The organism is Streptococcus mutans (genome assembly GCF_006739205.1).
Classification (GTDB): Bacteria; Bacillota; Bacilli; order Lactobacillales; family Streptococcaceae; genus Streptococcus; species Streptococcus mutans.
The window spans coordinates 1556731-1569480 of sequence record NZ_AP019720.1 but is presented as its reverse complement, the minus strand read 5'-3'; the positions used below and the strand labels follow the sequence as shown (position 1 = coordinate 1569480).

General features: G+C 36.2%; 15 protein-coding genes and 1 pseudogene. 14 read left to right on the top strand and 2 right to left on the bottom strand.

What is annotated here, in order from left to right; genetic code table 11:
* The first annotated feature begins 1 nt into the window (after nt 1).
* Genes FNL60_RS07950 through FNL60_RS07940 form a run of 3 tightly spaced genes read left to right on the top strand, consistent with a single transcriptional unit; the run spans nt 2 to nt 1915 of the window.
* Nucleotides 2–412, top strand: coding sequence for a hypothetical protein (locus FNL60_RS07950; RefSeq protein ID WP_002267032.1), 411 nt, complete (start codon nt 2–4; stop codon nt 410–412).
* Nucleotides 413–435: 23 nt separating this feature from the next.
* The gene (locus tag FNL60_RS07945) at nt 436–1299 is read left to right on the top strand and encodes a class II fructose-bisphosphate aldolase (protein ID WP_002279931.1); all 864 of its coding nucleotides are present in this window, start codon (nt 436–438) and stop codon (nt 1297–1299) included.
* A gap of 4 nt (nt 1300–1303) precedes the next feature.
* A complete protein-coding gene (locus FNL60_RS07940) occupies nt 1304–1915 on the top strand; it encodes an AAA family ATPase (protein WP_002267030.1) in 612 nt (203 codons plus the stop codon).
* 79 nt (nt 1916–1994) lie between these two features.
* Here FNL60_RS07940 and FNL60_RS07935 read toward each other — a convergent pair whose 3' ends face one another.
* Both FNL60_RS07935 and FNL60_RS07930 read right to left on the bottom strand, forming a co-directional pair.
* Nucleotides 1995–2630: a hypothetical protein gene (locus tag FNL60_RS07935; protein ID WP_002279932.1), complete on the bottom strand. Its 636-nt coding sequence runs from the start codon at nt 2628–2630 to the stop codon at nt 1995–1997.
* Nucleotides 2631–2760: 130 nt separating this feature from the next.
* Nucleotides 2761–3114: pseudogene (locus FNL60_RS07930) on the bottom strand (methyltransferase); the annotation flags it as partial.
* 250 nt (nt 3115–3364) lie between these two features.
* On the opposite strand from FNL60_RS07930, the gene FNL60_RS07925 reads away from it, so the two are divergent.
* From FNL60_RS07925 to FNL60_RS07875, 11 genes are all read left to right on the top strand, one after another.
* Nucleotides 3365–3568, top strand: coding sequence for a hypothetical protein (locus tag FNL60_RS07925; RefSeq protein WP_002266333.1), 204 nt, complete (start codon nt 3365–3367; stop codon nt 3566–3568).
* 40 nt (nt 3569–3608) lie between these two features.
* Nucleotides 3609–3854, top strand: coding sequence for a hypothetical protein (locus FNL60_RS07920; protein WP_002267028.1), 246 nt, complete (start codon nt 3609–3611; stop codon nt 3852–3854).
* Between the two features lie 195 nt (nt 3855–4049).
* Nucleotides 4050–4616 (top strand): TetR/AcrR family transcriptional regulator, encoded by a 567-nt coding sequence (locus tag FNL60_RS07915; protein ID WP_002280350.1) that lies wholly within the window; start codon nt 4050–4052, stop codon nt 4614–4616.
* A gap of 120 nt (nt 4617–4736) precedes the next feature.
* The gene (locus FNL60_RS07910) at nt 4737–6512 is read left to right on the top strand and encodes an oleate hydratase (protein ID WP_002268843.1); all 1776 of its coding nucleotides are present in this window, start codon (nt 4737–4739) and stop codon (nt 6510–6512) included.
* 582 nt (nt 6513–7094) lie between these two features.
* Nucleotides 7095–7634, top strand: a complete 540-nt coding sequence (gene rsmD, locus FNL60_RS07905; RefSeq protein WP_002262037.1) for a 16S rRNA (guanine(966)-N(2))-methyltransferase RsmD — start codon at nt 7095–7097, stop codon at nt 7632–7634.
* The gene (gene coaD / locus FNL60_RS07900) at nt 7624–8124 is read left to right on the top strand and encodes a pantetheine-phosphate adenylyltransferase (RefSeq protein ID WP_002264419.1); all 501 of its coding nucleotides are present in this window, start codon (nt 7624–7626) and stop codon (nt 8122–8124) included. The genes rsmD and coaD overlap by 11 nt, the downstream gene beginning before the upstream one ends.
* On the top strand, nt 8102–9142 hold the full coding sequence (gene sepM / locus FNL60_RS07895) for a S16 family serine protease SepM (protein ID WP_002280349.1): 1041 nt from the start codon (nt 8102–8104) through the stop codon (nt 9140–9142). Before coaD ends, sepM begins: the two co-directional genes overlap by 23 nt.
* A 72-nt stretch (nt 9143–9214) precedes the next feature.
* Complete coding sequence (locus tag FNL60_RS07890; RefSeq protein WP_002280348.1) at nt 9215–10546, top strand: bifunctional metallophosphatase/5'-nucleotidase; 1332 nt, start codon at nt 9215–9217, stop codon at nt 10544–10546.
* The gene (locus FNL60_RS07885) at nt 10543–11091 is read left to right on the top strand and encodes a YutD family protein (RefSeq protein WP_002268848.1); all 549 of its coding nucleotides are present in this window, start codon (nt 10543–10545) and stop codon (nt 11089–11091) included. Before FNL60_RS07890 ends, FNL60_RS07885 begins: the two co-directional genes overlap by 4 nt.
* Entirely contained in the window at nt 11088–12173 is a 1086-nt protein-coding gene (rlmN, locus tag FNL60_RS07880; protein ID WP_002268849.1) for a dual-specificity RNA methyltransferase RlmN, read from the top strand. Before FNL60_RS07885 ends, rlmN begins: the two co-directional genes overlap by 4 nt.
* Nucleotides 12173–12709 (top strand): VanZ family protein, encoded by a 537-nt coding sequence (locus FNL60_RS07875; protein WP_002262043.1) that lies wholly within the window; start codon nt 12173–12175, stop codon nt 12707–12709. The genes rlmN and FNL60_RS07875 overlap by 1 nt, the downstream gene beginning before the upstream one ends.
* Nucleotides 12710–12750 lie beyond the last annotated feature (41 nt).

The window sequence follows — 12750 nt, the reverse complement described above, 5'->3', positions numbered from 1 at the left end:
TGTGTTTGGTTTTTTTAAGAAAAAAGATGATAAAAATAGAAAGTCAGTCGAAACTGTCGAAGAAATCACCTTATCTGAAGAAGCAAAGGCTGAACTTTTAAAAAAGATTGCAGATGGAAAAGCTCTTGTCAATAATGATAGTGAGAAATCAGATGAAGATTTAGCAAAATCTTACGAACAAATGGGTTTATGGTATGCAGAACTTAATGAAGTTGATACTGCTATTACAAACTTAGAAATGAGTTTAGACAAAAAGTTGTCTATGGGAGCAGGTTATAAAAAATTAATGAGTTTATATAATGCCAAACGTGCAGAAGCAGCACGCAATAAAGATAACGATGCGATTGACTATTACATGGCAAAGATGGATGAAATGCGAAATATCGCTAAAAAATTAACACTTTCCAAATAATAGATGAAGGAGGATAAATAATAATGTATACTACTTTGAGAGAACTTACGGATAAGGCAGAAAAATTAAACATGGCCATTGGTGCTTTCAACATGCATAATCTGGAGATGTTACCAGATATGATTCGAGGGGCAAAAGAAATGGGAGCACCGATTATTATTCAAACCAGTGTAGACACTGCTAAATATATTGGCTATTCTGTTATAGTAGCAGTTGTGAAAGAATTAGCTAATCAAAATATGGTTGATGTAGCACTGCATTTGGATCATGCTAGAGATTTAGATGCTATTAAGGATGCGATAGCTGCTGGTTATTCTAGTATCATGTTTGATGGTTCTAATTTGTCCTTTAAAGAAAATATTTTAAAAACAAAATTAGTTGTTGATTATGCTCATACCAGAGGGGTGACTGTTGAAGGAGAACTTGGAACGATTGGCGGTACAGAAGAAGGCATTTCAGTTTCAGAAGATGATAAAATTTATACACGATCAGAAGATGCCCTTACTTTTGTCCAAGAGACTAATGTTGATGCTTTAGCGGTAGCTATTGGGACAAATCATGGTCAATTCAAGTCTAAAACAGATGTTAAAATTCCTTTATTAAAAGAAATTCATCAAACTGTAACTGTTCCCCTAGTTGTCCATGGCGGTACAGGGGTAAAAGAAGCAGACTATTCTGAATTAATTAATAATGGTATTCGTAAATTTAACGTTGGTACAGAGTTGCTGGTTAATTGGACACAAGAAGCTAAAGATTCTTTTGGAAAAACTGCAGTTAATAAATCACTGCGCTACAATGTTATTCCAGCCAATCAAAAGGTTAAGGAAATTGTCAAACATAAAATTGGTTTATTTATGAATTTGCAAGGGTCAAGTAATGTAGGATAGGATTATGAATAAGTACCTTATTTTATTAGCCGGTCCTCCAGCAACTGGAAAAAGCTATCTGGTGCATTTGATACGTAAGGCTCTCCCTCAAATCTACACAGTGTCTCCAGATGAATTTAAACAAGATTTGGCGGAAAATATCGGTTTTGATAATTTACAAGAAAAGAGCATCTTAGAAAAACAAGTTTGGAAATATTATTATGAAGCCTTAAATATTTATATGGCTGTTGGCAAACAATTTGTTGTGACAGAATACCCCTTTTCATTTAAGCAAAGAAAGCAATTAAAAGAATTATCACAAAAACATGGTTATTCCGTTATCACTATCCGTTTGGCTGCCGATTTTGACGTTCTGTGGCAAAGGCGCATAGCGCGTGACTTAGCCGATGACAGACATTTGAGCTTTATTATGACTCATTTTCATCATGGTGATACACTTTCCAATCGTCACTTGGCAGATGATCTTATTACCAAAAAAGCATTTGAAGAGATTATCAAAGATCGTCAGTACAATGACTTTTCCTTGGGAAAATTGTATGAGATTGATGTCACCGATTTTGCCAAAGTCGATTACAGACCATTGATTGATGAGCTGGTTAGCTTAGCCAATGAATAATAAACATGCCCCCCTTTGATTACATACAAAAGGGGGCAGTTATAGTATCATTTAACATTTCCAATTCTATTGTTTCTATTTAAGGTTCTGTTAGAGAATGTCGTTTTCCTGCGGCTATAGCCTCAGATTCTTTCATTTCAACAATGTTATTCCTATTGGTATTCCAAGGCATACTCTCTGTGCTATACCAATAAACATGTGATTTTCCGCCGCCGGTAACATAAACAGTCCGATCTTCTTGAGAAGGTGCTGCACTTTCAGTCGTTGGCGCTTCTTTGGCAGCAATAGCATTTTCGACAAGATTAATTCTATTGATTAAATTCGCTTTAGTTCCTTCATCTGTAACGAGGTCAGTTTTATTTTTAGCATCTGCTATATTATCTCTGGATTGATGATCTTCTAAATACTTAACAGCTGTTTGTGCTTCTTTAATCGTAATCGCTTGCTTAACTAAATTAACCCGATGCTGAAGTTTTTCTTTTTTATTTGCATCTGATACCGTATCAACTTTTTGCTGAGCCTTTGTTAAATTTTGTCTAGTCTGGTGATCTTCTAAGTTCTTAACAGCTTTTTCCGCTTTGTTAGTATCTGTAGTTGCTGCAGAAGCTATTGTGAGATTGAAAAGATGATTATCAGAATAAGATAATGGCGAATGCTGGCAGCCTAAAGTTATAATAACAGCAATAATTAGCAATATTAATTTGTTCTTTTTCATGTTCCGACTAGAACCTCCTAAAAATAGATGTCATTATTATAACATAAATGTAAAGATATTGTAAATATCCCAAAAATTCTATTTACCATTAAAGAACAAGTCTATAATGATCTTAAAAGCAGTCTGTTTATCGGGCTAGGAGATAGTGCTGGCTGGCATTTTTCTTAGAGGTTTCACTCGCCTTCACCTGCTCAGCTAGCCCATTGAGTTCAATGGAACGCTGGCCCATGCCCATATTAGCCAGCCGTTCTTGGAGTTCAATTTCTAGGATATTAGCTTTAGTCTGAGTGGAGGCAAAGAGGCCGACTGTGCCGTTGCCGCTGCAGAGCTCAACAATCAGTCCTTTAGATGGAAACTTGGGAAAACGCGACAGTAAGACACTGTCGACAGAGTAGCTGAAAACTTCCTTATTTTGGATAATTTTAACATCGGTAGAAAAGAGCTGGTCAATGCGCTCTCCCTTAAGCAGATTTTTCTTCGTCATGGAAATCATTATAGCATGATTGGATAGTGAAGAGAAGGTGAAGAAAAAGATAATAATTATCAGAAATTTTGGATTTTTTTTCAAAAGGTTACTATTCACATTAAATATTTCAAATCTCCTTGCATAAGCAAATTTTAAGCGTTATAATGACCGCATAATTTTAAAAGAAGGAGAACCTGATGAACACGTTAACTTTAGATTCAATGGCTATGATACGCAATGATATACAGATTGATTTAAAGGAGTTATTATGAAAAATCCCAGTAATGCTATCGTGATGTGTGGTTTGTATGCGAGTACTATAGTTATTATATTTTTTCTACGCAAAACAATAACAAATGAGAAGGTAAAAATTTTTATTTCCCTTATTGGGCTAGTTTTCACCTTGTATATGTTGTTAAGGTATGGTAAAGATGCTCGTATAATGCTACAATACTTATTCACAAAAAAATAATTTTAATAGGGCTTAAATAGTACAATTAAAAGGATTTGTAATGAATACACTAACATTAGATTCAATGGTATTTGACAATTTTGAAATTGCTAACAATGAATATCTTGCTACTACCGAAGGAGAAGGTTTAGGTTCGGCCCTCTGGGGTGGGACTGTTGAAGAACTTGATAAAGCCTTTACTTGGGGAGCAGCAGCTGCCTTAGCAATAGGAGTTATTGCTATCAATGTGGGGCTTGCGGCAGGATATTGCTATAATAATAATGATGTCTTCGGAGACCAAAAATAGTAAAGGGAAATCGTTTTTAATTTATTGCAAATGATGACTTTTAGCGGTATCATTTAAGTCGTTCATTTGGATGTCTCCTGTTCGTTTGATCACTAACAGCATAGTCCAATGGACTTTTTTGTGAACTAAAAAATAAACTAAATAAACTAGCACCACGGGTTAAAAATAATGTATTGAATTGAGGTTAGTTAGTTCATGTCACAAACAACTAAAAAAGCTTTAGAGGACTCTCTCAAACATTTGTTGTTACAAAAGCCCTTGCCTAAGATTACAATTCGGGACATAACAGATGATTGCGGCATTAGCCGCATGACTTTTTATTATCACTTTAAGGATATTTATGACTTGATTGAATGGGTTTGTATTGAGAATGCTAGCCAAGCTTTAGGAGAAAATAAAGATTATGAGACATGGGAGGAAGGCTTATTGCGAATTTTTAATGCCGTGATAGCCAATAAACCCTTTATCATGAATGTCTATCATTCAGTTAGCAGGGAGCAGATTGAAACTTATCTTTATACTTTAACCTATGATTTAATGATTAATGTTGTTAATGAAAAAGCTAAGAGACTGAAAGTCAATGATGAAGAAAAGGGTTTTATTGCGGACTTTTATAAATTTGCTCTTGTCGGTTTGATGTTGGATTGGATTAGAAAGGATATGAAAGAAGATCCTCGTATCATCGTGAAACACTTGGATTCTTTAGTGCATGGCAATATTGTGACAGCTCTTCATCACTATGATAAGACTAATGATCAATAATGAAAAATAATTGAACAAAAAGCTAGTTTTGATAAATTTTTAATCAACTTGCTTTTTTTGTTTATTGTTTTTGAGATGAAGGTTTTCTACAATAAAGGTAAGTTTTATGGAGGTATCAGAATGTATTATTCAAGTGGAAATTATGAAGCTTTTGCTCGCCCTAGAAAACCTGCAGGTGTTGAACACAAATCGGCTTATATTATTGGTTCTGGTTTGGCCGCTCTGTCTGCTGCCTGTTTTCTAGTTCGCGATGGACAAATGCCCGGTAAACAAGTGCATATTTTGGAAAAAGATCCCATTCCTGGTGGTGCTTGTGATGGTTATCAATACAGTGATATTGGTTATGTGATGCGTGGCGGTCGTGAGATGGACAATCATTTTGAATGTATGTGGGACTTATTTCGTTCAATTCCGTCTATTGAAACGGAAGGCATAAGTGTTCTTGATGAATATTACTGGCTCAATAAAGCAGACCCCAACTATTCGCTTTGCCGTGCAACGAAAAAGCAAGGACAAGATGCCCATACTGATAAAAAATTTACCTTGTCCGATAAAGGGGCCAAAGAGATTATGCATTTATTCTTCACACCAGACGAAGATTTATATAATAAACGTATTAACGAAGTTTTTGATGGTGAAGTCTTTGATTCTAATTTCTGGCTTTATTGGCGGACAATGTTTGCTTTTGAAAATTGGCATTCTGCCTTAGAAATGAAACTTTATCTGAAGCGCTTCATTCATCATATTAGTGGCTTGCCTGACTTTACGGCTTTGCGCTTCACAAAGTACAATCAATACGAATCGATGATTTTGCCAATGATCAAATATCTTGAGTCATTTGGGGTTGTGTTTCATTACAATACTAAGGTGGTTAATATTACATTTGATATTCAAAAAGATAAAAAAGCAGCTAAAAGTATCGCAGTGATTCGTGATGGCCAAGGCGAAAAAATTGACTTGACAGAAAATGATCTAGTTTTTATTACAAATGGCGGCTGTGTAGAAAATTCAAGCTATGGCAGTCAGGATAAAGCGGCAGTCTTTAATTGTGAGATTCGTGAAGGCGGTGGTTGGGATATGTGGCGTCAAATTGCTAAGCAAGATCCCTCTTTTGGGCATCCTGATAAATTCTGCTATGATCCTGAGCAGACAAATTGGATGAGCGCAACCGTGACAACTTTGGATGATAAGATTCCGCCATACATTCAAAAAATTTGTAAACGGGATCCATTCTCAGGAAAGATCGTGACAGGTGGTATTGTTACTGTTCGTGATTCTAATTGGTTAATGAGCTGGACCATCAATCGTCAGCCGCAATTCCATAACCAACCTAAAGATCAGCTGGTTGTTTGGGTTTATGCGCTCTTTTCTGATAAAGAAGGAGATTATATTAAAAAACCAATGAGGGATTGTACGGGAAAAGAAATATGCGCAGAATGGCTCTATCATTTAGGTGTTCCTCTATCAGAAATTGATGAAATGGCTAAAAAAAGTGCCAAGACTGTTCCTTGTATGATGCCCTATATTACAGCTTTCTTTATGCCAAGAGAAGAGGGAGATCGTCCAGATGTAGTTCCACAAGGTGCTGTTAATTTTGCCTTTTTAGGACAATTTGCACAAACAAAAAGAGATACAATCTTTACGACGGAATATTCTATTCGGACAGGGATGGAAGCTGTTTATACTTTGTTGAATGTGGATCGCGGTGTTCCAGAAGTTTGGGGAAGCACTTATGATATCCGTGATCTGTTGCATGCAGCAGTTGCCCTTCGTGATGGCAAAAAGATTACAGATATGAAATTAAATTTATCTGAAAAGATTGCACTAAAAGAATTATTGAAAAAAACTAAGGGGACAGATCTTGAAAAATTACTGAAAGATTATCATCTTGTTTAAGTTGGACTTATGTTTAGTACAAAAACATTTTATGCTCAATGGAGATTAGGATTATTGTATTCTAATCTCTTTTGTTATCATAAAAGTTTAGTTATAATAATTTATACTGATTTAAAATCAAAGTACAATCAAGTACAATCTAGTTTGCCTTTCCTTATACTTTGCTCAAGTGATGATAGACATCAGCGAACTCCTAGGAAATTTCACAATTGGATATTGAGTTTGCTGATTTCAATGTCTCCAGCCTATATAAGTTTTGATCACGGTACAACGTATTTAGTTAGTAAAGGGAGTATTTTACAAAAGATTGCATTTTAAATGTTGTTGAGTCTTAAACTAAATCGAATTGAACAATTAATTCGATGGATCGAAAGTGGTTGGCTGATACTGATAGACTCTTAATACTGTTACTTAGAATGGTAAAAGAAATAATGACAGGACTATAAACATGCTGAATGTTATGAAAGTCCTTGTTATAAGCTGCTTTCAATCTGGTGGCAAACTCTTTAGCTTTTTTATTTTAATAGTTACTTAATTATTTGCCAGTACGAAATTGTTATACTTTTTGATATAATGGAAGACATGAGAATTATTTCCGGTAATTATGGCGGCCGTCCTTTAAAAACCTTGGAAGGTAAGACAACTCGTCCGACATCAGACAAGGTTAGAGGTGCCATTTTTAATATGATTGGTCCTTATTTTGATGGTGGTCGTGTCTTGGATCTTTTTGCAGGCAGTGGGGGTCTTTCTATTGAAGCGATTTCAAGAGGAATGACTGGGGCAGTCTTGGTGGAGAAGAATCGCAGAGCTCAAGCTGTTATTGAAGCTAATATCAGGATGACTAAAGAAGGAAATAAATTCCAACTGTTAAAAATGGATGCAGCGCGTGCTCTGACAAATTTAAATGAACAGTTTGACTTGATTTTTTTAGATCCACCATACGCAAAAGAAGAAATTATGAAAACCATTGAGGAACTCTGTCAGCGAAAGCTTTTGTCTGAGGAAGTTATGGTTGTCTGTGAAACGGATAAAGCGGTTGAGCTGCCAGAAGAAGTTGCAGAATTAGGCATTTGGAAACAAAAAATTTATGGGATTTCTAAGGTAACGGTTTATGTCAGATAGAATTGGACTCTTTGCAGGATCTTTTGATCCTGTGACAAATGGACATGTGGATATTATTCGTCGTGCTAGCGGACTTTTTGATAAACTTTATGTTGGGCTTTTTTACAATAAAGATAAGACTGGCTTGTTTGAACCTGCTAGGCGGCAAATTATGCTAAAAGAAGCATTGGGTGATTTAAAAAATGTTGAAGTCGTTGCAGCTCGAGATAGTTTAGCAGTTGATATTGCCAGACAGCATCAGGTTACACATTTAGTTCGAGGGCTAAGAAATGCGCAAGATTTGGAGTATGAAGCTAATCTCGCCTTTTTCAATAGTCAATTAGCTAAAGAAATTGAAACTGTGTTTTTATTAACAGCTTTAGACTATCGTTATTTCAGTTCTAGTCGGATACGCGAGCTTATTCATTTTGGGGCAGACATCAGTCCTTATGTTCCGCAGGGAGTTGTAAAAGAAGTGGAGAAAAAATGTGAAAACAAACAAAAAATTTAAATGGTGGCTAATCAGCGGTATCAGTCTTATTTTGCTTTTAATGGTATTCTTTTTTCCTCTTCCTTACTATTTAGAAATGCCCGGCGGAGCCTATGATATTCGTTCTGTTGTGACGGTTAATCATAAAGAAGATAAAGAGAAGGGATCTTATAATTTTGTAGCTGTCTCTCTTAGTAAGGCAACCCCCATACAAGTCCTCTATGCTTGGCTGACCCCTTTTACAGAAATTACCAGTGCCAAGGAAACAACTGGTGGTGTTAGTGATGCGGATTATATGAGGATTAATCAGTTTTATATGGAAACCTCACAAAATGGAGCTATCTATAAAGCTCTTTCTTTAGCTCATAAAAAGGCAAGCTTTAATTATATGGGTGTTTATGTTTTGCAGGTTAGTAAGAATTCAACATTCAAGGGTGTTTTAAATATTGCTGATACTGTAACAGGCGTTAATGACAAGACCTTTCATAGTTCAAAAGAATTGATTAAATATGTGTCTGGACTGAAATTAGGCAGCAAGGTCAGTGTTCAATATACTTCTGAAAATAAGAAGAAAACAGCCAAGGGCAAAGTTATTAAATTGTCAAATGGCAAAAATGGTATTGGCATTGGCTTGGTTGATCATACCAAGGTCACTTCTGATGATAAAATCGAATTTAGCACAAATGGTATTGGAGGGCCAAGTGCCGGTCTCATGTTTACCCTTGATATTTACGATCAACTAGTGAAAGAGGACTTACGTAAGGGTCGTATTATTGCAGGTACTGGTACTATTGGAGAAGACGGGTCTGTTGGGGATATTGGCGGTGCTGATATGAAAGTGGCAGCAGCAGATAGGATTAATGCAGATATCTTTTTTGTTCCCAATAATCCTGTAAGTAAGGCAATTTTGAAAAAAAATCCCAAAGCTCTCACTAATTATCAAGAAGCTAAGCAGGCTGCAAAAAAATTAGGCACTAAGATGAAGATTGTCCCTGTTAAAAATGTGCAGGAGGCTATTGATTACCTAAGAAAACACTAATAAAGGTTCTAGAATTTCTAGGACTTTTATTTTCTCTTTTAATATCAGAGCTGAAAATGTTAAAATAAAAGAATGAAAGAAAGTCTGCGTATTTTGCATATCAATGATTTACATTCTCACTTTGAAGCTTATCCAAAGATTAAGCGTTTTTTTGCTGAACATTCAAAAACACAGAGGGAAGTGTTAAGATTTGATATTGGTGATAATGTAGATAAAAGCCATCCTTTGACCGATGTGAGCGCTGGTAGGGTAAATGTTGATTTGATGAACGATCTAGGAATTGATTTTGCGACGATTGGCAATAATGAAGGCATTGGTCTAGCAAAGGCTGAAATCAATCAGCTTTATCATAAAGCTGACTTCCAAGTCATCTTAGGAAATTTGCGAGACAAAAAGGGACGTCCTACTTGGGCTCAGCCTTATGTCATTTATGAAACTAAAGCTGGGACAAAACTGGCACTTTTGGCTTACACTTTTCCTTACTATTGGACTTATGTGCCTAATGGTTGGCAAGTTCTTGATGCGATTTCCAGTCTTAAAAAAGATTTGGAAAATCCAGAGGTAGCGGCAGCAGATTTTCGTATTTTACTTAGCCATTTAGGCATTCGTTTAGATGAAAAAATAGCGCGTCAAGTTCCTGAAATTGATTTGATTATTGGCGCCCATACGCACCATGTCTTTGAAGAAGGTGAGGTTGTCAATGGCACTTATCTAGCAGCGGCAGGGCGTTACGGAGATCATGTGGGACAAATTGATTTGGATTTTGAAGATCATAGCTTGACGGATATCGCTATTGAAGCTGTGCCAACCAGTGATCTTGATTCGGAAAAAGAAGATGCGGCTTTTGTTGCCCATCTTTTTGAAGAAGGCGAAAAGTTGCTGGCAGAGAATTTGATCTGCAAATTATCTCGCCAACCAAGTTTGAAAGAGTGTGCAGATTTAGTGATGGAGGCAATGAAGAAGTCAGCTGTTGCAGATTTAGCTATTATAAACACAGGATTGGTTGTTGAGCCTTTTTCGCAAAATCTTACTAAGGCAGACCTCCACAAATCCTTACCCCATCAAATGCGTCTGGTCAAATTTCAAGTGACACAAACTGAACTCTTAGAAATCTGTCACGATATCTTTTCGCAAGCAGATTTATTAGCTAGTCAGCAGATTCGTGGTATGGGCTTTCGCGGTAAACAGTTCGGCAAAGTAGTAACGAGTGGTTTTACTTACAAAAATGGAAAAATAGTGTATAATAATAAGGCTATTGGCAGAAAAGATAAAATGAGCCTTGTTTTAGTGGATCAATATTATTTTGCTCCTTATTTTAATAGCCTAACATCAAGAAAAGGACAATTGCTGTTTCCTGATTTACTGAGACAGACAGTAGAAAAATACCTGAGAGGAGATCTATGAGAAAAGACATTACTCCTGAAATGTATAATTACAATAAGTTTCCCGGTCCTCAATTTGTAACTTTTGATAATCATGTTAAGAGTGATGATATTGATTTGCTTCTTTTGGAAAATGTCAAAAATGCTTTTGATGTGACTGTTTTTACCCAACGCTTTTCAGACATCTTGCTCAAATATGATTATATTGTTGGTGATTGGGGCAATGAACAACTGCGTTTGAAGGGCTTCTATAAGGAGGAAATGCAAGGGAAAACTAAAACTCCTTACATTGGTTATTTGGATGATTATCTAAAAGAATATTGCAATTTTGGCTGTGCCTATTTTGTTTTGGAAAATCCTAATCCTAAAGAAATCAAAAGTGAAGAAGATAACTCTCAAAGACGTAAACGGCGCGATAATCGCAGGAAAAAACGTTTTAATAAAAATAATGCTAAAATGAATCTTCAAGAGAAGCTTCGTCGTGAAAAGATAAAAGAGCGTCAGGCTATGCGAGAGATTCAGGATGCTAAGAATAATTTTGTGATAAGGAAAAAGGAAGTTAAATGAAACCATCTATTTATAGCTTAACCCGTAATGATTTAATTGCTTGGACGATTGAACACGGTGAAAAAAAGTTCCGAGCCACACAGATTTGGGATTGGCTTTACCGTAAACGTGTTCAGTCTTTTGAGGAAATGACTAATCTTTCAAAAGATTTTATCGCCCTTTTAAATGAAAATTTCCTTGTCAATCCGCTCAAACAGCGTATCGTTCAAGAGTCAGCAGATGGGACAGTCAAGTATTTATTCGAGTTGCCAGATGGCATGTTAATTGAGACGGTGTTAATGCGTCAGCATTATGGTCTTTCTGTTTGTGTGACGACACAGGTAGGCTGTAACATTGGTTGTACTTTTTGTGCCAGTGGCTTGATCAAAAAGCAACGTGACCTTAATAATGGCGAAATTACAGCGCAGATTATGTTGGTGCAAAAATATTTTGATGAACGCGGTCAGGGTGAACGTATCAGTCATGTTGTGGTGATGGGAATTGGTGAACCTTTTGATAATTATGACAATGTGCTCAAATTCCTGCGTACAATAAATGATGATAATGGGCTGGCAATTGGTGCTCGTCATATTACAGTGTCAACTTCAGGCTTAGCCCATAAAATTCGTGATTTTGCCAACGAAAGGGTTCAAGTCAATTTGGCTGTCTCACTTCACGCACCTAACAATGAATTGCGATCTAGCATTATGCGCATCAATCGTTCTTTTCCTTTGGAAAAACTATTTGCAGCCATTGAATATTATATTGAAACGACCAACCGTCGTGTGACTTTTGAGTATATTATGCTCAATGGTGTTAATGATAACCCTGAAAATGCTCAGGAATTGGCTGATTTGACTAAGAAAATCCGCAAACTTTCCTATGTTAATTTAATTCCGTACAATCCTGTCACGGAACACGACCAGTACAGTCGTAGCCCCAAAGAGCGTGTAGATGCTTTTTACGATGTTCTTAAGAAAAATGGTGTTAACTGTGTGGTGCGTCAGGAACATGGAACTGATATTGATGCAGCCTGTGGACAGCTGCGTTCTAATACTATGAAACGCGATCGTGAGAAAGCGACTGCTGGAACAGCTCAGTAATGACTGCTTTTTTTGATGAAACAGCTGAGTTAAAACCAATCGGTCGCAAGTTATCTTGGCTTTTGCTGGTTTTATATTTTATCGCTATTTGCTATATGTGTTTTTGTCCTCAGCATACAATAAGGGGTGTTCAAACCCCGAACATTCAGCATTTTGGTCGGCTTGTTATACTGCCTGTGCCTTTCAATTCACTATTTAGTTTAGGGCACTTGTCCAATCTTTTGAAACTTATCTGGGTGTTTGGTCAAAATGTTGTTAATATCTTTTTGCTTTTTCCCTTGGTTTTGCAAGTTCTGTTACTCTTTCCAAACTTGAGAAATAAGAAAAAAATCTTGTTATTTAGTTTTTGCCTAAGTCTAAGTATTGAATGCACACAACTGCTTCTTGATTTCTTTTTCGATGTTAATCGTGTTTTTGAAATTGATGATTTATGGACCAATAGTTTAGGTGGTTTATTAGCCTTTTATTGTCACCTTTTTATTCAAAAGAAAATAAGAGCATATTATCAACAGAAATCTCAAAGTGGTAAGGCTTGACCTTTCCGCTTTTTGTATGTAATTTTTTGTAGGTTCAGAAA

What these genes read in the sequence shown, in the direction of transcription:
- FNL60_RS07945 (WP_002279931.1), top strand. Translation starts at nt 436, where the DNA reads ATGTATACTACTTTGAGAGAACTTACGGATAAGGCAGAAAAATTAAAC.
- FNL60_RS07940 (WP_002267030.1), top strand. Translation starts at nt 1,304, where the DNA reads ATGAATAAGTACCTTATTTTATTAGCCGGTCCTCCAGCAACTGGAAAA.
- FNL60_RS07935 (WP_002279932.1), bottom strand. Translation starts at nt 2,630, where the DNA reads ATGAAAAAGAACAAATTAATATTGCTAATTATTGCTGTTATTATAACT.
- FNL60_RS07925 (WP_002266333.1), top strand. Translation starts at nt 3,365, where the DNA reads ATGAAAAATCCCAGTAATGCTATCGTGATGTGTGGTTTGTATGCGAGT.
- FNL60_RS07920 (WP_002267028.1), top strand. Translation starts at nt 3,609, where the DNA reads ATGAATACACTAACATTAGATTCAATGGTATTTGACAATTTTGAAATT.
- FNL60_RS07915 (WP_002280350.1), top strand. Translation starts at nt 4,050, where the DNA reads ATGTCACAAACAACTAAAAAAGCTTTAGAGGACTCTCTCAAACATTTG.
- FNL60_RS07910 (WP_002268843.1), top strand. Translation starts at nt 4,737, where the DNA reads ATGTATTATTCAAGTGGAAATTATGAAGCTTTTGCTCGCCCTAGAAAA.
- rsmD (WP_002262037.1), top strand. Translation starts at nt 7,095, where the DNA reads ATGAGAATTATTTCCGGTAATTATGGCGGCCGTCCTTTAAAAACCTTG.
- coaD (WP_002264419.1), top strand. Translation starts at nt 7,624, where the DNA reads ATGTCAGATAGAATTGGACTCTTTGCAGGATCTTTTGATCCTGTGACA.
- FNL60_RS07890 (WP_002280348.1), top strand. Translation starts at nt 9,215, where the DNA reads ATGAAAGAAAGTCTGCGTATTTTGCATATCAATGATTTACATTCTCAC.
- FNL60_RS07885 (WP_002268848.1), top strand. Translation starts at nt 10,543, where the DNA reads ATGAGAAAAGACATTACTCCTGAAATGTATAATTACAATAAGTTTCCC.
- rlmN (WP_002268849.1), top strand. Translation starts at nt 11,088, where the DNA reads ATGAAACCATCTATTTATAGCTTAACCCGTAATGATTTAATTGCTTGG.
- FNL60_RS07875 (WP_002262043.1), top strand. Translation starts at nt 12,173, where the DNA reads ATGACTGCTTTTTTTGATGAAACAGCTGAGTTAAAACCAATCGGTCGC.